Annotated in this window: 16 protein-coding genes; 5 read left to right on the forward strand and 11 right to left on the reverse strand. The window is 59.4% G+C overall.

Annotated features, from left to right (window positions below; translation table 11 throughout):
- Nucleotides 1-52 precede the first annotated feature (52 nt).
- From ACI5GA_RS13845 to ACI5GA_RS13880, 8 genes are all read right to left on the reverse strand, one after another.
- Nucleotides 53-1,216, reverse strand: a complete 1,164-nt coding sequence (locus tag ACI5GA_RS13845; RefSeq protein WP_421423007.1) for an iron-containing alcohol dehydrogenase — start codon at nucleotides 1,214-1,216, stop codon at nucleotides 53-55.
- Between the two features lie 182 nt (nucleotides 1,217-1,398).
- On the reverse strand, nucleotides 1,399-2,772 hold the full coding sequence (locus ACI5GA_RS13850) for a sigma-54 interaction domain-containing protein (protein WP_421423008.1): 1,374 nt from the start codon (nucleotides 2,770-2,772) through the stop codon (nucleotides 1,399-1,401).
- A 223-nt stretch (nucleotides 2,773-2,995) separates the two neighbouring features.
- On the reverse strand, nucleotides 2,996-3,820 hold the full coding sequence (locus tag ACI5GA_RS13855) for an ABC transporter permease (protein WP_404640169.1): 825 nt from the start codon (nucleotides 3,818-3,820) through the stop codon (nucleotides 2,996-2,998).
- Nucleotides 3,821-3,831: 11 nt separating this feature from the next.
- Nucleotides 3,832-5,079, reverse strand: a complete 1,248-nt coding sequence (locus ACI5GA_RS13860) for an ABC transporter permease (protein ID WP_404640171.1) — start codon at nucleotides 5,077-5,079, stop codon at nucleotides 3,832-3,834.
- A gap of 168 nt (nucleotides 5,080-5,247) precedes the next feature.
- Nucleotides 5,248-6,279 (reverse strand): polyamine ABC transporter substrate-binding protein, encoded by a 1,032-nt coding sequence (locus tag ACI5GA_RS13865; protein WP_404640173.1) that lies wholly within the window; start codon nucleotides 6,277-6,279, stop codon nucleotides 5,248-5,250.
- 89 nt (nucleotides 6,280-6,368) lie between these two features.
- Nucleotides 6,369-7,493, reverse strand: a complete 1,125-nt coding sequence (locus ACI5GA_RS13870; protein WP_404640175.1) for an ABC transporter ATP-binding protein — start codon at nucleotides 7,491-7,493, stop codon at nucleotides 6,369-6,371.
- A gap of 334 nt (nucleotides 7,494-7,827) precedes the next feature.
- Nucleotides 7,828-8,457: a response regulator gene (locus tag ACI5GA_RS13875; RefSeq protein WP_404640177.1), complete on the reverse strand. Its 630-nt coding sequence runs from the start codon at nucleotides 8,455-8,457 to the stop codon at nucleotides 7,828-7,830.
- Nucleotides 8,454-10,592, reverse strand: a complete 2,139-nt coding sequence (locus tag ACI5GA_RS13880) for a PAS domain-containing sensor histidine kinase (protein ID WP_421423009.1) — start codon at nucleotides 10,590-10,592, stop codon at nucleotides 8,454-8,456. Before ACI5GA_RS13880 ends, ACI5GA_RS13875 begins: the two co-directional genes overlap by 4 nt.
- A gap of 69 nt (nucleotides 10,593-10,661) precedes the next feature.
- On the opposite strand from ACI5GA_RS13880, the gene ACI5GA_RS13885 reads away from it, so the two are divergent.
- Nucleotides 10,662-11,633 carry an alpha/beta hydrolase family protein gene (locus ACI5GA_RS13885; RefSeq protein WP_404640181.1) on the forward strand — a complete coding sequence of 324 codons (972 nt, stop codon included), beginning with the start codon at nucleotides 10,662-10,664 and terminating at the stop codon, nucleotides 11,631-11,633.
- Between the two features lie 36 nt (nucleotides 11,634-11,669).
- Here the strand turns inward: ACI5GA_RS13885 and ACI5GA_RS13890 are convergent, their stop codons facing one another.
- Genes ACI5GA_RS13890 through ACI5GA_RS13900 form a run of 3 tightly spaced genes read right to left on the reverse strand, consistent with a single transcriptional unit; the run spans nucleotide 11,670 to nucleotide 14,171 of the window.
- Nucleotides 11,670-12,440, reverse strand: coding sequence for a DnaJ domain-containing protein (locus tag ACI5GA_RS13890; protein ID WP_421423010.1), 771 nt, complete (start codon nucleotides 12,438-12,440; stop codon nucleotides 11,670-11,672).
- Nucleotides 12,441-13,109: an N-acetylmuramate alpha-1-phosphate uridylyltransferase MurU gene (gene murU, locus ACI5GA_RS13895; RefSeq protein WP_421423011.1), complete on the reverse strand. Its 669-nt coding sequence runs from the start codon at nucleotides 13,107-13,109 to the stop codon at nucleotides 12,441-12,443.
- Nucleotides 13,110-13,157: 48 nt separating this feature from the next.
- A complete protein-coding gene (locus ACI5GA_RS13900; protein WP_404640187.1) occupies nucleotides 13,158-14,171 on the reverse strand; it encodes an aminoglycoside phosphotransferase family protein in 1,014 nt (337 codons plus the stop codon).
- 128 nt (nucleotides 14,172-14,299) lie between these two features.
- Here ACI5GA_RS13900 and ACI5GA_RS13905 point away from each other — a divergent pair, with 128 nt between their 5' ends.
- The 4 genes from ACI5GA_RS13905 to rsmA are packed head-to-tail and all read left to right on the forward strand — an operon-like array spanning nucleotide 14,300 to nucleotide 20,179.
- On the forward strand, nucleotides 14,300-17,083 hold the full coding sequence (locus ACI5GA_RS13905) for an LPS-assembly protein LptD (RefSeq protein ID WP_421423012.1): 2,784 nt from the start codon (nucleotides 14,300-14,302) through the stop codon (nucleotides 17,081-17,083).
- Entirely contained in the window at nucleotides 17,064-18,386 is a 1,323-nt protein-coding gene (locus ACI5GA_RS13910) for a peptidylprolyl isomerase (RefSeq protein WP_404640191.1), read from the forward strand. Before ACI5GA_RS13905 ends, ACI5GA_RS13910 begins: the two co-directional genes overlap by 20 nt.
- The gene (gene pdxA, locus ACI5GA_RS13915; RefSeq protein ID WP_404640193.1) at nucleotides 18,383-19,372 is read left to right on the forward strand and encodes a 4-hydroxythreonine-4-phosphate dehydrogenase PdxA; all 990 of its coding nucleotides are present in this window, start codon (nucleotides 18,383-18,385) and stop codon (nucleotides 19,370-19,372) included. Before ACI5GA_RS13910 ends, pdxA begins: the two co-directional genes overlap by 4 nt.
- On the forward strand, nucleotides 19,373-20,179 hold the full coding sequence (gene rsmA, locus ACI5GA_RS13920) for a 16S rRNA (adenine(1518)-N(6)/adenine(1519)-N(6))-dimethyltransferase RsmA (protein WP_421423014.1): 807 nt from the start codon (nucleotides 19,373-19,375) through the stop codon (nucleotides 20,177-20,179).
- The last annotated feature ends 83 nt before the right edge of the window (nucleotides 20,180-20,262 follow it).

Here is a 20,262-nt window from a genome sequence, read left to right on the forward strand (position 1 = left end):
TCGTGTCGCGGCATACGCCCGAACCGCTGGATCGGGCGTTGTGTTTCTGGGATCAGTAAGCGGCGCGGTAGATCTTCTCGATATCAGCGGCGGTCAATTGGCGAGGGTTGTTGCGCATCAGGCGGTCGATTTTACTGGCCTCTTCGGCCATGGCCGGGATCGCGTCTTCCGGCACGTTGAAACTGCGCATGCCTGTCGGGATATCGACGGCGGCGCACAGGTCGGCCATGGCTTTGACGGCCTGATCGGCGGCGTCTTTATCGCTCAGATCAGCAACCCGCACGCCCATGGCTTCGGCGATGTCACGGAAACGCTCGACGCAGGCCATCTTGTTCCACTCCATCACGTAGGGGAGTAGCAAGGCATTGCTGACGCCATGGGCGATGTTGAAACGACCGCCCAAGGGATACGCCAACGCATGCACAGCGCCTACGCCCGCGTTGCCGAAGGACATGCCCGCCATGAGGCTGGCAGTGGCCATGTCTTCGCGGGCTTGCAGATTGGCCGGGTTGGCGTAGGCCTTGGGCAGAGCCTTGGCGATCAGCTTGATGGCGCCAAGGGCAATGGCGTCAGTGATCGGCGAGGCGTTGACCGACAGGTACGACTCGACCGCGTGCACCAGTGCGTCCACGCCGCTGGCCGCCGTCACGCTGCGTGGGCAAGTGAGGGTCATGACCGGGCTGACGAGGGCGACATCCGGCAGCAGGTAATCGCTGACGATGCCCTTTTTCAGTTGGGCCTCTTTATCGGAGAAGATCGCCACGTTGGTCACTTCCGAACCGGTGCCTGCGGTGGTCGGGATCGCGATCAGCGCAGGGCCTTTGCGTTTTACCAGATCGACACCGAACAACTCGGCCAGCGGCCCCTCGTGACCGGCAAACGCCGCAACGCCCTTGGCGATGTCGATGGCGCTGCCGCCACCCAGACCAATGAGGCCATCATGACCGCCTTCGCGAAAGGCGCGGGTACAGTCTTCGACGATGGAAATTTCAGGCTCGGGTTTGACTTGATCGAAGATGCCGTAACGACGACCACCCAGTTGCGCCAGCGCAAGGTCGACGGTGCCGGACTTGACCAGAATGGCGTCTGTGACGATTAGGGGGTTATTGACGTTGAGGCGAGTCAGTTCGCCAGCCAACTGTTCGATGGCGGCTTGGCCAGTAATCAGTTTGTTGGCGATTTTGAAGGCGCTGATTTGAGAGGCAGAGAGGCTCATCGGGCTCGTCCTGTGTGCGTTGTTTTATTGGAAGACGTGCCGAAGGAAATAGCTAAAGCTGTGCCAACCCTCGCAAAGCCCCGTGCTAGAAGGCTTTGCGAGAATCACGCGGTGTTTGAAGGGGTTTGACCGGCCAGTCTTGATCAGCTTTCTGATCGAATCAGACGGGCTTGATTGAAATGCTAATCAGAGCGTTCCCAGCGCTTCATCTTCTGCACCACGGTTGCCTGACTTACACCCAGCGCCTTGGCCGCAAGCCGCGTGGTCTTGTGCATCTGCAACGCCGCCTTGATCGCCGAGCGCTCGGCGTTCTCCAATACTTTGCGCAGCGGCAGACGGCTGTCGTCGGTGCTCTGCGGATTGAGGTTGAGGATCTCCTCGGGCAGATCCAGCGCTTCGATGGTGCCGCTCTGGTTGGTGACCACTAATCGCTCAACAATGTTGATCAACTCGCGAATGTTGCCTGGCCAGGCGTACTCGCACATCAGGTCGAGGGCTTCGAGGCTCCATTGCACCTGCCGTTCGTAGCGGGTGTTGAAGCTGTCGAGGTAGTAATGCAGCAATGGCGGGATCTCTTCGCTGCGCTCGCGCAGGGCCGGGATACCGATCGGCACGACGTTCAGGCGATAAAACAGGTCGGCGCGAAACTTCCCTTCGGCCACCAATTGCTTGAGATCGTGATGCGTGGCGCTGATGATGCGTACATCCACTTCCTTCAGCTCCAGCCCACCGACGGGGATGAAGCGATTTTCTTCGATGACCTTGAGCAGCTTGACCTGCACCGGGAGCGGCAAATCGCCGATTTCGTCGAGAAACAGTGTGCCGTGATGCGCGAGTTCCAGCAGGCCGCGCTTGCCCTTCGGCCCCGCCCCGGTGAACGCGCCGGGGGCATAGCCGAACAGCTCGGCCTCTATCAGGTTCTCAGGCAGCGCACCACAGTTCAGCGCCAGAAACGGCTCGCTGGCCCGGGGGCTAGCGTTGTGGATGAACTGCGCGACGAGGGTTTTACCCACGCCGGTCTCGCCTTGCAGCAGGACTTTGACCGAGCTGCTGGCGACTTGACGGGCCAATGCGAACACGCGACCAGACACTTCCTGATCGGCCATCAGTGGCGAGTGCAGCAAGTTGTCCCGCTGACCGGCGTGAAGCTTGGCAGTGCTGTTGCGCAGTTGTTTGAGCTGTTGAAGCTCATCACGCTCGTGCTTCATGCGCAGCAGTTCGGTCATGTCGCGCACGGTGCTGACGACGTAGGAAATGCGGTGATCAGCGTCAAGAATTGGCGTGGCACTGACGAGGAGCTTTTTCCCCTGGCTCAGGCTCTGCATCACCGAGACGGGGCGGCCTTCCTGCAAAACGCGCAATGACGCCGATTGCGAGATGACGCCCTCCTTCACCAACGCCTGCATCGAACGGCCAATGAGGTCCGCGCCACTCAGGCCAGTGAGCCGTTCGTAGGCGTGGTTGACCTTGAGCGTCGTGCCCTGGCCGTCGGTGATGTACACGCCATCGTGCAAAGCGTTGAGCAGTTCTTCGAAACTGGCATCGTTGACGTTCACCGAGGGGCTCCGTGGCGAGGTGAGGAGCGGTGAAGTTTAACGGATTGGAGGGCGACGCAGAGCGTCACGGGATGCATGCCCACGCAGAGCGTGGGCACGATCAAAACGTTGTGGGAGTCGGCTTGCTGGCGAATCCGGCGAGTCAGTCACCAAAGTCGGCACAGACATTCCGCTTTCGCCAGCAAGCCGGCTCCCCAGGGGAAAGCATTTCAGCTCAAACGGATCACTCCGCCGAGGTGCGCAACTTCTCACTACGCCCGCGCAGCCATTCCAGAAGCAGAAGCAACAGCACCGAGAAGCCAATCAGCAGGGTCGCCGCGGCAGCAATGGTCGGACTGAGGTTTTCGCGAATGCCGCTGAACATCTGCCGAGGCAGGGTCGCTTGCTCGGGACCGGCGAGGAACAGCGTGACCACGACTTCATCGAACGACGTCGCGAAAGCGAACAGCGCCCCCGAGATCACACCCGGCGCGATCAGTGGCAGGGTCACGCGGCGGAAGGTGGTCACGGGCGACGCACCGAGGCTCGCGGCCGCACGCACCAGGTTATAGTTGAAGCCTTGCAGCGTGGCCGACACCGTGATGATCACGAACGGCACACCCAACACGGCGTGCACCAGAATCAGCGAGATATAGCTGTTGCCCAGCCCCAACGGCGCGAAGAACAGGTAACTCGCCACGCCGATGATCACCACCGGCACGACCATCGGCGAGATCACCAACGCCATCACCAGCGATTTACCGGGAAAGTTGCTGCGGGTCAGGCCAATCGCCGCCAGCGTGCCGAAGCCCATGGCGAGTAGCGTGGAGGCCGGAGCGACGATCAGGCTGTTTTTCAGCGAACGCATCCATTCGGCTGAGCCGAAGAAGTCCTGATACCAATGCAGCGAGAAACCTTGCAACGGGTACACCAAAAAACTGCCCGAGTTGAACGACAGTGGCACGATGACCAGCACGGGCAGCACCAGAAACAGCAGAATCAGCCCGCACAGGATGCGCAGCGTGTAGTACCAGACCCGCTCGGTGGGCGAGGAATAAGGGCTCAACATGGTCATTCTCCTCAGCTCAGACGCAGGCGGCTGGCGCCAACCAGCCAGCTATAAATCAGGTACAGCACGACAGTTGCCAGCAGCAGCAAGCCACCCAACGCGGTCGCCATGCCCCAGTTGATACTGGTGTTGGTATAGAAAGCGACGAAGTAGCTGACCATCTGATCGTTCGGGCTGCCAAGCAGCGCCGGGGTGATGTAGTAACCAATCGCGAGGATGAACACCAACAGGCAGCCTGCGCCCACGCCAGCGTAGGTTTGCGGGAAGTACACCCGCCAGAAGCTGGCGAATGGGTTGCAGCCCAGGGAAATCGCGGCACGCATGTAGGTCGGCGAGATGCCCTTCATCACGCTGTAGATCGGTAGAATCATGAACGGCAGCATGATGTGGACCATCGAGATGTACACGCCGACCCGGTTGAATACCAGTTCCAGCGGCTTGTCGATAATGCCCATGGCCATCAGCGCGCCGTTGATCAGGCCGCCGGATTGCAGCAATACGATCCACGCGGCCACCCGCACCAGAATTGACGTCCAGAACGGCAACAGCACCAGAATCATCAACAGGTTGCTCTGGCGTGCAGGCAGGTTCGCCAGCAGGTAAGCCAGCGGGTACGCGAGGAACAGGCAGATCACGGTGATCACCAAGCCCATCCAGAAGGTGCGGGCGAAGATGTCGAGGTAGATCGCTTGATCCGGGGTCGCGGGGGCGATTTCGCCGAGGTCGTCGATACGATGATCGACCGACGCCAGCAGATAATAGGCGGTGAAGCTTGAGGTGTTACGACGGATCGCCTGCCAGTACGCAGGATCGCCCCAACGCTCGTCGATGGCCTCCAGACCTTCTTTATAAGAGGCGGGTTCTTCGCTGAATGGCAGGGCGCGAGCGGTTTTGGTCAGCAGGCTGCGATAACCGGCCAGCTCCTGGTTCAGACGTTTAGACAGGTCGCCAAGCGTCTGGTTTTTACGGGCTTCGGCCAGATCCTGGCTCGCTGCCTTGTAGACCGCTTCAGGAGGTAAGCCTTTACCGTCCCACTTGGCCACTTCAGTCACGGTGAGCGGCATGCCGCCGACCACTTCGGGGTTGTTCACGCTCTTGTAGAGCAGTGCCGCAATCGGCACGAGAAAGACCAGCAACAGGAAAATCGCCAATGGCGCGATCAGCGCCTGAGCCTTCCAGCGGTTGACGCGCTCGGCACGGGCCAGGCGTTGCTTCAAGGTCGGGCTGGCGCCTTCAGTCAGGGGCACGGCGGTGGCCATAGCGAACTCCGAAATCTTTCAACAAAGGATGGGACTGTTTACTCGATGAGAAAGAACAGTCACATCCGGGTCTGACGCAAAAATGGCATGGACGAAAATCCGTCTGTGGGAGCCGCCCGCAGCAAGCGGCTCCCACAATTTCTGTCCAAGCGGTTTACCGCATGGGTCTTACTTGGCAGCCCAAGCGTTGAAGCGCTGCTCCAGCGACTCGCCGTTGTCGGTCCAGAAGCTCACGCTCAACTGCACCTGATCCTTGATGTTCTCAGGGGTGGTGGGCATGTTTTTCTGGTTGTCGGCGGTCAACAGGCTGACAGCCTGGGAGTTGGCCGGACCGTAAGCGATGTTCTCGGAATAGGTCTTTTGTTGCTCTGGCTGGAGGGTGTAGGCAAGGAATTTCTTGGCTTCTGCTACGTTTTTCGCGCCCTTCGGAATGGCCCAGGAGTCGAAGTCGTAGACGCCGCCGGTCCAGACGATTTTCAGGTTGCTTTCTTTTTGTACCGCAGCGATACGGCCGTTGTAGGCCGAGCTCATTACAACGTCACCCGATTGCAGGAATTGCGGCGGCTGAGCACCGGCCTCCCACCACTGAATGTTTGGCTTGAGCTTGTCGAGCATCTTGAAGGCGCGGTCCTGACCGTCTTTGCTGGCCAGCACTTTGTAGACGTCTTTCGGTGCAACGCCGTCGGCCATCAGTGCGAATTCCAGGGTGTATTTGGCGCCTTTGCGCAGGCCACGCTTGCCCGGGAATTTTTCAGTGTTCCAGAAATCAGCCCAACTGGTTGGTGCGGTTTTCAGTTTGTCGGCGTTGTAAGCCAGCACGGTCGACCACACGAAGAAGCCCACGCCGCAGGTCTGAATGGCGCCTGGTACGTAATCTTCTTTCTTGCCCAGAATGGCCGGGTCGATCTCTTCGAACATGTCTTCGTCGCAACCACGGGACAGCTCTGGGGATTCAACTTCTACCAGGTCGTAGGTCACGCTTTTGGTGTCGACCATCGCTTTGACTTTGGCCATTTCACCGTTGTACTCACCGGCAATGATCTTGCCGTTGCCCGCTTTTTCCCAAGGTGCATAGAAGGCCTTTTCCTGAGCCGCCTTGTTCGCACCACCGAAGGAAATGACAGTCAGGTCGGCCGCCATGGCTTGCGCCGCGCACATCATGCCGACCGAAAGGGCGGTGAGCTTCAATGTCTTGAGCATTTGTTTTTCTCTCCACGAACAATGTTGGTTAAGCAATGGGGCGATTCGTTCGCCTCTGGGTGCATCGGGTTACGCATACCGCAGATGAATCAATGCGCTTCCTGCAAAGGGTCCAGCGCGCGTGCGTGCTCGACCTGCCATCCAATGGGCACAACGTCGCCAACGCTCAATGCCGGGTCCAGCTCGGCAATCGGCTGCTTGACGAAGAAATCGGTTTTACCGGCCACTTCCAGACGTACACGCACGTGGTCGCCCAGATAGATGAATTCAGCGACGCGGCCGGAGAAGCGGTTCACGCAACTTTCGCTGCGACCGTTCAGATTCACGCGTTCAGGGCGGATCGACAGCGTCACCGGACTGCCCGCAGCGCCCACGTTGACTGCCAGCGCCTCAACCTTCTCGCCGCGGCCCAACGTCACCAGGCAACGGTCACCGGTCTGGCTGAGCAAGGTGCCGTTGATGCGATTGTTTTCGCCTATGAAGTTGGCGACGAAGGTGTTCTTCGGCTCTTCGTAGAGGGTACGCGGCGGGGCGATTTGCTGGATTTCGCCTTGATGGAAAACCGCCACGCGGTCCGACATGGTCAGCGCTTCGCCCTGATCGTGGGTCACGTAGACCACAGTCACGCCCAGGCGCTGATGCAGGTGTTTGATTTCCATCTGCATGTGTTCGCGCAATTGCTTGTCAAGGGCGCCGAGGGGTTCATCCATCAACACCAGTTGCGGCTCGAACACCAGCGCGCGGGCCAGGGCCACACGTTGCTGCTGGCCCCCGGACATCTGCGCCGGATAACGATGGGACAACGCGCCGAGCTGCACCATGTCCAGCGCACGTTTGACCTTCTCGGCGACGTCAGTTTTGCTCATGCCACGCACCGACAGCGGGAAGGCCAGGTTCTCGGCCACCGTCATGTGCGGGAACAGCGCGTAGTTCTGGAACACCATGCCGATGTCGCGCTTGTGCGGCGGCACGTTGTTGATCGAACGACCCGCCAGCAGGATCTCGCCCGCAGTCGGCGTTTCGAAACCGGCGAGCATCATCAGGCTGGTGGTCTTGCCAGAACCCGACGGCCCCAGCAGGGTGAGAAATTCGCCTTTGCGAATGTCCAGGTTGAGGTCTTTGACGATCAGGGCTTCGCCGTCGTAGCTCTTTTGCACACCACGAAAGCTGACCAGAACATCATTCGCCCCAGCGCTTGAATCGACGTTGCTCATTACCCACACCTTTGTTTAATCAACCGTGGGAACAAGCCTAGATGAGGCTACAGGCCGCGCAAATCGGGGCGTAGGAGAGATTGGCCTAAGCGAGATGGAAGGTTCTGTGTAGGGATTGCCCTACACGGATGGCGGGAATAGATACGTTAGCTTGTAGGCCTTTTTTGTATCTCTTGTCAGACGGATTACCTCGCTGGAACAGACACCGTACCTGTGGGACCGAATTCATTCGGGATGACAGATGTTCAGACGCCACATCTGTGTGATCAGAACCAACGTATCGCGAATGAATTCGCACCCACAGGGATAAACAGCGTCGGCGAGGATGTCGCTTTCAGACCAGCTTATGCTCCATCGCGTACTTCACCAGCTCGGCCAGCGAGGTAATGTTGAGCTTCTGCATCAGACGCGCCTTGTGGGTACTGATGGTCTTGCTACTTAGCGCCAGTTGCTGGGCGATGTCGTTGACGTTGGCGCCCTGGGCCAGACGCTCGAACACCGAAAACTCGCGTTCGGACAACAGCGAGTGCAACGGCCGACTGTCGGTCAGCCCCACCTCGAAGACCATGCGATCGGCCAGGTCTGGATCGATGTAACGCCCGCCCGACGCCACCCGTCGGATCGCCGTCAGCAACAATGCCGGGTCGCTGTCTTTGGTCGCATACCCCGCCGCGCCGATCTTCAACGCGCGGGCAGCCATCTGGGCCTCATCGTGCATCGACAACACCAGAATCGCAGGCGGGTTGTTCAACGCTCGGATTCTTGGGATGGCCTCAAGCCCGTTAACGCCCGGCATGGAAATGTCCAGCAGCACAACCTCGCACTCGGTGTGACGCAAGGCCTCCAGCAACTGCTCGCCGTTGCTGGCCTCCCCCGCCACTTGCAGGTCTTTGGCCAGACCGATCAACTGCTTGATGCCTTCACGAACGATGGTGTGGTCTTCGGCGACCAATACGCGAATCACTGCACGTGCTCCTGAGCGACCTGTTCCAGCGGAATGTAGATACGCAAGGTTGTGCCTTCTCCCAGCGTGCTGTCCAGTTGCAATCGTCCGCCCATGATCAACACCCGCTCGCGTATTCCCACCAGACCGAACGATGCAGGCCGTTCTTCTCGTTGATCGAAACCCCGTCCATCGTCCGCCACACTCATGCACAACACGTCGTGGCTGAGGCTCAGATTCAGCTCGACAGTATGGGCTTGGGCGTGACGCATGACGTTGGTGAGCGACTCTTGAAGAATACGGAACAGACCAATGGCCGTCGCGTCAGGCAAGGTCGGCAGGTTTTCCGGCACTTGGACGAGACAGGGAATTTGTGTGCGCGCTTCAAAGCGTCGCGCCTGCCATTCGATAGCTGACGCAATGCCCGCATCAAGAATAGGGGGGCGCAATGCCGTGGCCACGTCTCGCACCAACTGAAACAACTGGGCAATCAAACGCTTCATGCTGTTCAATCGGTCACGCAGTCCAGGATCGAGATCGGCGTAGGCCAGTTCACACATCGACGTTTCAAGCTTCAGCACCGTCAGCATCTGACCCAGTTCGTCGTGCACTTCCCGCGCAATTCGCGCCTTTTCCTCTTCCCGAACCGTTTCCAGGTGCGCCGACAGCTCACGCAGTTGCTCGGCCAACACCTGAAGACGCGCCTCGCTTTCTTGCAAGGCCGCAAGGGAGCGGCGCCGTTCGGTGACATCGGTGATGAAGACCACGAGATACTCGGCATCCCGGAATCTCAAAAAACTCAGTGACACGTCGGCGGGCAAAATGCTGCCATCGGCGCGCACGCAATTGCTCTCGAAGTTCTGTGGGGTCTCATCGCTGGAGCGCGCGTTCTTCCACAGGTTGAGCCAGCGGTCCATATTCAGGTTGGGCTCGAAATCGATCAACGGCCGATCCACAACACCACCCGGCGCATACCCCAGCATGGTCTCGGCGGCCTGATTGGCGTAGCGCACGTGGCTGTCCCAGTTGACCCAGAGAATCCCGACCGTGCTTTGGTCGATGGAGAACTGCGCCAGACGCAACGCTTCCTCATTGGCCAGGCGCTTGGCGATGTCTTCGCGAGCGGCCAGCAGATCTCGTTCCAATATTTGCTGTTCTTTGCGCTGCCAGAACACGATGGCGGCGCTGGCCATCAGCAGCACCAGCAGCAACAACGAAATGTTTTTCCACAGACCAGGCATCTCGCTGACCTGCGGGTACTTGGGTTGCAGCCACTGGGCGTGCAGCTGGTCCAGATCCTTCGGCGCAATAGCGCTCAGTGCCTGACTGATGATGTCAGCCAGTATGGGCATGTCACGACGGGAGGCCACTCGCAGCAGTTGCGGAAAACCAATGTCGCCCACGACCGCCAACCCGGCGAATTCGCTTTCGCGAGACAAACGGCTGAGCTGCGCCTCGTCGACCACCGCATAGCGCGCTTGCTGGCTCAACAACAATTGCAGCGCTTGTCGCTCCAATGGCACGCCTTGCATATTCAAATGGGTGTAGTTGGAGCGCAAATAGTCGGCAGTGGCACTGGGCATGCGCACGGCGATCCGCACCTGGCTGTCGAGCTTCTCAAGGTCCACGGCGCCCGAGCCATCACGCTCACCGACCACCAGTTGCGGCACCCGCATGTAGGGGTCTGAATACAGCCACATGCGTAGGCCCGCAGGCGTTTGGGTCAGCCCCGGCGCGAAATCGATCTGCCCATCGGCCAATGCTTTTTCAAGCTCGGCCTGATCGCTGAAATTACGCCACAGCAATTCAACTTGCAGGGTTTTGGCCATCAGATTAACGAGGTCGACGTTCGCACCTGACAGCACCTGTGCGCGTCTGTCGTATTGCGCGTACGGCGCCTGCAACACCAACCCCACACGTAACTGGCCGCGCTGGTTGAGCCACTCACGCTGAGCCGTGTTCAAGGCGTCCGGAGACACTGTCGGCACGCCCGCAAACGCTGTGGAGAACAACGTGCTCATGACCATCGCCATCAAGAGCACAATTGGACGGCCGATAACCCAAAGGCACCGCACAGGGATTCTCAACCTGTCATCTCCACTTTTCTGAATCCTGATCAAACGTGTGGGGTGCGCGGCACGATTGGCCGACGCCATTCGCTTGCCTGACAAACCGCCATGAACCCATTAGGCTGCCAGAATTGTTTCTGGCCTTTGGAATATTCGATGTCCTACACCTTTCGCGCAATGTTTCCCGCGCTCTGTCTGACGCTGATACTACCTTGCTCGTCGCTTGTGATGGCAGCCGATCCCGCCCCTGCCAAGGATGACAAGCCTGCCGAGGCGCCTGTCGAACGTGCAGCGCTGCCGTCACGCAGCCAGGAAGACGCGGTAGCGCTGGAACGCCAGGTGCCGCCGTCCGAGCAGCAACAGTTGCAGGCCGGTGACGAAAACTTTCTGGCCCTGTGGAAACAGGCCAATACGGACGACCCTAAAGGCGCGGTGATTATTGTGCCGGGCGCGGATGAGTCAGCGGACTGGCCAAACGCGGTGGGTCCGCTGCGACGCAAACTGCCGGACGTGGGTTGGGCGAGTCTGAGCCTAAGCCTGCCAGACGCCTACAACGACGGCGTTTTCGCACGGGAAGCGGACGCGCCTGCGGCGGACGACAAGGCTGCGGCTGACAAAGATAAAACCAAGGCACCCGACCCGGCAGCCGCGGCCGAGGCAGATGCCGCAGCGACAGCGGCACAAGCGGCAGCGCAGGCTGAAATCGCCAAGGCCAATGCCGAGAAAATCTTCGCACGCATCGACAGCGCCATCGCGTTTGCACAACAGAACAAAGCCCGTAGCGTGGTCCTGTTGGGGCACGGCACAGGGGCGTATTGGGCAGCGCGGTATTTAAGCGAGCGTCCGGCGCCGGCCATTCAAAAGCTGGTAATGGTCACTGCCGTCGAGAATGGCAAGGACACGCCGTCCTTGGTCGACATTTTGCCGACGCTCAAGGTGGCGACGGCGGACTTCGTCAACAAGGAAAAATCAGTGCCCCGCCAGCAGGCTCAGGATCGCCTGGACGCGAGTAAACGGGTGAAGAACTCGCGTTTCACGCAAGTGGCCTTGAGTGCGATTCCGGGTAATTCGGCGATGGAACAGGATCAATTATTCCGCCGGGTTCGTGGGTGGCTGGAGGCGGAGTAACCCCGACATTGCTTTTGAGTCTGCCCTGCGCCCCCCTTATCGAAACCCGCGCCTGTCGCGAATCACCGCATAGGCGTTGTGCAACTCACGGGTTTTCTCGGTGGCGTCACGCACCTGCACCTGACTGGCCCCCGTCCCCGCCACTTTGTCGGGGTGATGACGGCTCAACAACCGCCGGTACGCGCGTTTGATCTGCGCAGGCTCCGAATCCTCCCTGACGCCCAACAAACGCAGCGCTTCCTGATATTCCCCCCCGCTGCTGGCAGGCGCTCGTGCACGTTGATCATCTTCAGTCGCCGATAGCGCCTGGACCTTGTCTGCCGTCCAACCCAGCCACTTCCCCCACAGTACGATCAGCTCACGCTCGGTGCGGGACGCCTTGCCGTCCGCCCAGGCCATGCGCCAGCACGCTCGCAGCAACCCTTCCGCCGCGTTGGGCTGTGGTTTGAGGCGCGTCAGGTGAACCCGCAAATTGTCGCGGCCATCCTTGCCGCGATTGAACGCGGCAATCGCACGACGCGTCGCAGGCTCGCTCAGGTCCAGACGACGCATTTCGACACGCGCCTGCTGGATATGGCCATCGACTACCCGCCCTTCACTCTTTGCCAGGCGGCCCAGCAAGATGAAAATCAGCTCGTCGTCCCGTGGGACTTTTCGCCCACTGGCCCGCTCGCGCAACTCGGCCAGGCTCTGCACGTGCAGTCGCCGGTCGAGCGCTTGCCCCAGCAGCGCACCCAGCATTGCGCCGGGGATGCTGGCAATTGCATACCCGGCGCCACCGCCGATCACTGTGAATGGCCAGAGCATCTAGGATTTCACCGCAAGGATCTGCTCGACTTCCGCCAATCGTTCATGGGTTCCGACGTCCACCCAGCGACCGGTGAAATGCTCACCGGTCACCTGCCCTTTCGCCATCGCTTCACGTAACAGCGGCGCGAGCTTGAACGCGCCATCACTGCAACCGGCAAACAACTGTGGATGCAGTACAGCGATACCACTGTAGGTCAGCCGTGAAAGGCTGGCATCGTCGCGTACTTCACCACCCACCAGGGCGAAATCACCCGAGGGGTGATGCAGCGGGTTGTCCACCAGCACCAGATGGGCCAATCCGTTGATCGGCGCATTCAACGCCGTGAAGTCGCAGTCGGTCCAGATATCACCATTGACCACCAGAAACGGCTCGTCGCCGAGCAGTGGCAGCGCGCGAAAAATTCCGCCACCGGTTTCCAGCGGCTCGCCTTCGGAGGAATAGCGAATGCTCAAGCCCAGCCGCTGACCATCGCCCAGATACGCCTCAATCTGCTGGCCCAGCCAGGCGTGGTTGATCACCACCTCGGTAAAACCCGCTACCTTTAACGCGTGCAGGTGATATTCGATCAGCGGAACACCACCGGCACGGACCAACGGTTTGGGCGTGTGCAGGGTCAACGGGCGCAGGCGCTCGCCCTTGCCTGCTGCCAGAATCATCGCTTTCATGCATCCCTCTTAAAAACAGTCGTCACATCCATCCCTTCACGATGGCTTTTATTTTGGCTGGGCGAGGCTGATCAACAAATGGCTCAATTCAACCAGCTCAGGCCGGCGCGCCAGGACCGCCTCTATATAAGAGAAGAAGCGCGGGACATCGGCGACATAACGCGGCTTGCCGTCACGATGGCAAATACGCGCAAAGATACCAATGACCTTCAAATGCCGCTGCACGCCCATCAGGTCACTGGCACGACGAAACTCCTCGAAGTCATCCTGCACCGGAATTCCGACAGCCGCGGCACGTTCCCAGTACGCCTTCAACCAACCGACGACACGCTCTTCCGGCCAGCTCAGGAAGGCGTCCTTGAACAGGCACGTGATGTCATACGTCACCGGGCCATAAACCGCATCCTGAAAATCCAGTACACCAGGGTTCGGCTCGCTGACCATCAGATTGCGCGGCATATAGTCGCGATGCACCAGAACCTTGGGTTGCGCCAAGGCACTCTCGATCAACACATCACTGACACGCTGCCAACTCGCTTGCTGCGAGGCGTCAAACTCGATACCCAAATGGCGCTTCACGTACCACTCGGGAAACAGCTCAAGTTCGCGACGCAACAGGGCGACGTCGTAGCTGGGCAATGGCGTATCCATCGGCAATTGCTGATAGGCCAGTAACGCATCAATGGCATCTGCGAACAGTTGATCGGCATTTTGCTCATCAATCACGTCGAGATACGTTTTTCGACCCAGATCATTGAGCAGAAGAAAGCCTTGAGTCAGGTCTTCGGCATAAATTTTCGGAACATTAATACCCGACTTGCTTAATAAATGAGCAATGTCCACGAACGGTTTGCAGTTTTCCTGAGGGGGTGGCGCATCCATCACGATAAAAGTTCGGCCCTCACCTTCCCAACGAAAATACCGACGGAAACTCGCGTCACTGCTGGCCGCGGTCAATGTGGCCGGGGGAATCGCGCCCCAGCCCTGGGCTGCGAACAATTTTGGCAACTGCTCATCGAGCCAGACTTTCAGGTGTTGCAGACGTACATCTTGATCTTGCATTACAAGGGTCTCCGACGGCGCTAGCCGTCAAGCGGGTCATGCTTTATTATCCGACATCTTTTTCAGCCCATCGAGAGGCGTGCGGCCCCCCGCGGGCAGATGGCGCGCAGGAAGCCCGGACTAATAAGATGGCATTGAAATCCCCCGCGTTTCGTAAAAAATTTCCGTTGCTGGTAACCGGCAGTTTGCTGGCGATGCAACCTCTGGCCACCCAGTTCGTGTTTGCGGCTGAACAGTTCGACTGTGCGGCGTCGGCAACGGGTTCCTGGGATTGCTCCCCGAAAACCAATACTGCCCAGTTGCCTCCGCGCCCTGTGCACGACGCCAACAGCGTGTCGTCCAACAGCAGCACGGCGACGACGGAGTCGACGACGACCACCGAAAGCGGTGAGGTCGTGCCCAAGACGATGCTGGTCACCGAAGCCAAGGGCCGTGGCCTGAAATCGCGCAGCGCCGACTACAGCCACCTGGACTGGGTGCCTCGCGAGAAGCTGACCGCTGCCCAGTTGGCAGAGACCGGCCCTTATTGCTCCGGTGCCTACATCGAGCCGATTCGCCCTGGCATGGACGACAAGACCGCCAAGAGCGACGCGCCGACCTTCATCGGTGCCAAGGCTTCGCGCTATCAACAGGACGAACAGATCGCCAGCCTGGCCGGTGATGTCGTCATGCGTCAGGGTTCGATGCAGGTCGAGGCCGACGAAGCGAGTTTGCACCAGGCCGAAAACCGTGGCGAGCTGAACGGCGATGTCCGTCTGCGTGACAACGGCGCCCTGATCGTCGGCGACCACGCCGAGATCCAGCTGGACACCGGCGAGGCGAAAGTCGACAACGCCGAATACGTGCTGCACAAATCCAACGTGCGCGGTAATGCGCTGTACGCGCGTCGTGCAGAAAACGCCATCATCCGCCTGAAGGACGGTACGTACACCACGTGCGAACCGAGCAGCAACGCCTGGACGGTGAAGGGCAACAACATCACCCTGAACCCGGCCACCGGTTTCGGTACGGCGACCAACGCCACCCTGCGCGTGAAGGACATTCCGATCCTCTACACGCCGTACATCTATTTCCCGATCGACGACCGTCGCCAGTCCGGCTTCCTGCCACCGACCATCGGTGCCAGCAGCGACACTGGCTTCTCGTTGCTCACCCCGTACTACTTCAACCTGGCGCCGAACTACGACGCCACGTTGTACCCGACCTACATGGCCAAACGTGGTCTGTTGCTGGAAGGCGAGTTCCGTTACCTGACCAAGAGCAGCGAAGGTCAGTTCGGTGCGGCTTACCTGAACGACGACAACGATGATCGCAAGGACCAGTCCGATTACAAGGACACGCGCTGGATGATCAACTGGCAGGATCGCAGCGGGCTGGATTCACGCCTGACGTCCAAGGTCGATTACACCAAGGTCAGTGATCCTTACTACTTCAAGGATCTGAAGAGCGGCCAGGAAGGCGTCAGTCAGCATGACTTCCTGAACCAACAGGGCGCATTGTTCTATCGCGGCGACAGCTATAACGCGATGCTCAATGTCCAGCAGTATCAACTGACGACAGTGACTCAGATCACGCCATACGGCCGTCTGCCACAGCTGACCCTGAACGGCGTATTGCCCTACAACCCGGGTGGTCTGAAGTTCGGTTATGACACTGAGCTGGTTCGTTTTGATCGTGATTTGCGTACCGGCACTTACACGAACGAGGACGACATTCCCGAAACCCGACTGGACGAGAACATCGCCGGCCTGGCGCGTGCCAACGGTAACCGCCTGAATCTTGCGCCATCCATCAGCCTGCCGTTGACCGCCTCCTACGGTTACATCACACCGAAGCTGAAGTACCAGTACACCAAGTACGACTTGGATCTGGATAGCAAAGGCAAGGCTACTTTGCTTGACGGCGAGAAGTTCGACAGCGGCGTAGACCGTTCCATACCGATCGCCAGCATCGACAGCGGCCTGTACTTCGATCGCAACACCAACTGGTTCGGCACAAACTATCGCCAGACGCTCGAACCGCGGGCTTACTACCTGTACGTGCCTTACAAGGATCAGACCGACATCCCGATTTTCGACTCGGGTGAAACCACGTTCGATTACGCCTCGCTGTTCCGCGACAACCGTTTCGTCGGCTCCGACCGGATCGGCGACGAGAACAAACTGTCGCTGGGCGTGACCAACCGCTGGATCGAAGACAACGGCTTCGAGCGTCAGCGCTTCAGCATCGGTCAAGCGTTGTATTTTGCAGATCGCAAGGTTCAACTGCCAGGCATCAGCTATCAGGACCGTAAAGACGCACAGTCTGACGTGTCGCCTTACGCGCTTGAATACGAATACCGCTTCAACCGCGACTGGCGCCTCAACTCGACCTTCAACTGGGACCCGGACAGCCGCAGCACCCGCTCGGGCAGCGCGATGTTCCACTACCAGCCTGAAGACGAGCCGGGCAAAGTGTTCAACGCCGGTTACCGCTACCGTAACGACCAGGTTCGCTATGACCAGACCACCGGTCGCTGGACCGTGGGCGGTGGTGACGCAGTCCTGCCAGATGGTTCGGTCATCAAGGACTACTACAAGATCGAACAGCATGACTTCTCGGTCATCTGGCCGGTCGTACCACAGTGGAGCGCCATTGCTCGCTGGCAATATGACTACAACCGTAGCCGCACGCTCGAAGCCTTTGGCGGCTTTGAATATGACAACTGCTGCTGGAAGCTGCGTCTGATCAACCGTTACTGGGTTGATTATGACGAGTCCACTCAAGAGGTCGCGCAGAACGAAAAAGGCGACCGCGGCATCTTCCTGCAAATCGTGTTGAAGGGGCTTGGCGGCGTTGTTGGCCAGAAAGTTGAAAGCTTCCTCGACAAAGGCATCCAAGGTTATCGTGAACGTGAAGACCAAGCTTTCTGATTGTCTGCGCCCGCTGATGCTGGGCGCTCTACTCATCGGTACCGTGGTGCACGCAGAAGTGCGCCCCATCGACAGTGTCGTTGCCATCGTCGACAACGACGTGGTCATGAAAAGCCAGCTCGATCAGCGGACCCGCGAAGTTCAACAGACCATCGCCAAGCGCGGGCAAGGCGTTCCGCCTGCCAGCGCGCTGGAGTCTCAGGTTCTGGATCGTCTGATTCTGGAAAACCTGCAACTGCAGATCGGCGAACGTTCCGGCATTCGCATCACCGATGAAGAACTGAACCAGGCCGTTGGCACCATTGCTCAGCGCAACAACATGAGCATCGACCAGTTCAAGGCCGCACTGGCTCACGACGGTCTGTCGTACCAGAGCGCCCGCGAACAGATTCGTCGTGAAATGATCATCAGCCGCGTGCGTCAGCGCCGTGTGGCCGAGCGCATCCAGGTGTCGGAACAGGAAGTGAAGAACTTCCTGGCTTCGGATCTGGGCAAGGCGCAATTTTCCGAAGAGTACCACTTGGCCAACATCCTGATTCCTACACCGGACAGCGCAACTTCGTCGCAGATCCAGGAAGCAGCGGCCAAGGCCAAAGACATCTATGGCAAGCTGCAACAAGGCGCGAACTTCGAGCAACTGGCCATTTCCTCTTCTGCCAGTGAAAGCGCACTGGACGGCGGCGACATGGGCTGGCGTAAAGCCGCGCAACTGCCTCCGCCGTTCGGCGACATGCTGAACTCGATGAGCCCTGGCGAAGTGACGCCTCCAGCCCGCACGCCGGGTGGCTTCATCATTCTCAAGCTGTTGGCAAAACGCGGCGGCGAGACAGAGACCCAGATGCGCGACGAAGTTCATGTCCGTCACATCCTGATCAAGCCAAGCGAGATCCGTAGCGAAGCTGAGACCAAAATGCTGGCTCAGCGCATCTACGATCGTATTCAGAACGGTGAAGACTTCGCCGAACTGGCGAAGAACTTCTCGGAAGACCCGGGTTCGGCGCTCAATGGCGGCGACATGAACTGGGTTGACCCACGCAACCTGGTCCCTGAATTCCGCGACGTGATGAACGAAACGCCACAAGGCGTGGTGTCCAAACCGTTCCAGACTCAGTTTGGCTGGCATGTTCTGGAAGTTCTGGGCCGCCGCGCTACCGACAGCACCACCCAGGCTCGCGAACAGCAGGCCATGACCGTGCTGCGCAACCGCAAATACGACGAAGAGCTGCAAACCTGGCTGCGCCAGATACGCGACGAAGCCTACGTTGAAATCAAGCTGCCTGGCGCTGACCAGGCTGCCAAGTGAAGCCCCGGCGCTTCGCGCTGACACCCGGCGAGCCCGCCGGCATTGGTCCTGACCTTTGCCTGCTGCTCGCCGCGCAATCCCAGCCCTACCCCCTGATTGCCATCACCAGTTGCGACCTGCTCAACGAGCGGGCCGCGCAACTGGGCGTGGCTGTTCGACTGATTCCCGTCACGCCGGACGCATGGCCTGACGCCCCAGCACCGGCTGACAGCCTGTATGTCTGGGATACCGCTCTTCAAGCGCCCGTGGTTGCCGGGCAATTGAACACAGCGAACGGCCCGTTTGTGCTCGAAACCCTGACCCGTGCGGGTCTAGGCTGCATGAACGGCGATTTTGCCGGAATGATCACAGCGCCCGTTCACAAGGGCGTGATCAACGAGAGCGGCATCGCGTTTTCAGGCCATACCGAGTTTCTGGCTGAACTGACTCGAACCGAACAAGTGGTGATGATGCTTGCCACAGGCGATTTGCGTGTGGCGCTGGTGACCACTCACCTGCCACTGCGCGACATCGCCGACGCCATCACCCCTGAACGACTGGAGCGCGTTACACGTATTCTTCACGCCGATCTGGTCAACAAGTTCGGCATCGCCCAGCCGCGCATTCTGGTCTGCGGACTGAATCCGCACGCGGGAGAAGGCGGTCATTTGGGCCGCGAAGAGATCGACATCATCGAACCCACTCTGGAGCGTCTGCGCAACGACGGCCTAGATCTACGCGGCCCGTTGCCCGCCGACACTCTGTTTACCCCAAAATATCTGGAGCACTGCGATGCAGTGCTGGCGATGTACCACGACCAGGGCCTGCCCGTGCTGAAGTACAAAGGCTTCGGCGCGGCGGTCAACATCACACTGGGTCTGCCGATCATCCGTACGTCTGTCGATCACGGCACCGCGCTGGATCTGGCGGGCAGCGGAAAAATCGACACCGGCAGCCTCAAGGTCGCTCTGGAAAACGCCTATCAGATGGCCGAGACCCGTACGTAAATGACTGAGCAATACCAACACAAGGCGCGCAAGCGCTTCGGCCAGAACTTCCTGCATGACGCGGGCGTGATCGACAAAATCCTGCGCTCCATCCGCGCCAGGGCCGACGATCGCATGCTGGAAATCGGCCCGGGTCAGGGTGCGTTGACCGAAGGTCTGTTGAGCAGCGGCGCCAAGCTGGACGTCGTCGAACTGGACAAGGACCTGGTGCCGATCCTGATGGGCCAGTTCAGCCATTTGCCGAACTTTAACCTGCACCAGGGCGATGCCCTGAAGTACGACTTCAACACCCTGAACGCAGCGCCCAATACACTGCGCGTGGTCGGCAACCTGCCCTACAACATTTCTACACCGCTGATCTTCCACCTGCTCGATAGCGCGCATCTGATTCGCGACATGCACTTCATGCTGCAAAAAGAAGTCGTCGAGCGTCTTGCTGCCGGTCCGGGCGGTGGCGACTGGGGCCGTCTGTCGATCATGGTTCAGTACCACTGCCGCGTGGAGCACTTGTTCAACGTTGGGCCTGGCGCGTTCAATCCGCCGCCGAAAGTCGATTCGGCGATCGTGCGCCTTGTACCGCACGAGACCCTGCCGCATCCGGCCAAGGATCATCGCGTACTGGAGCGCATCGTGCGCGAAGCCTTCAACCAGCGCCGCAAGACCTTGCGCAACACGCTCAAAGCGCTGCTGACCAGCGACGAAATCGCTGACGCAGGCGTGGACGGCAGCCTACGCCCTGAGCAACTGGACTTGGCCGCTTTCGTACGTCTGGCCGACAAGCTTGCGGATAAATCTGTCGCAAGCTGATGCACTCAGGACATGTCCGGTCAGAACCGCTATTGGTCTTTTACCTGCGACATGTCCTAGACTCTTTCATCTCCGGGCTTTTC

Origin of the sequence: Pseudomonas sp. Pseu.R1, assembly GCF_045764065.1 — a bacterium.
In the GTDB taxonomy this organism is placed as follows: Bacteria; Pseudomonadota; Gammaproteobacteria; order Pseudomonadales; family Pseudomonadaceae; genus Aquipseudomonas.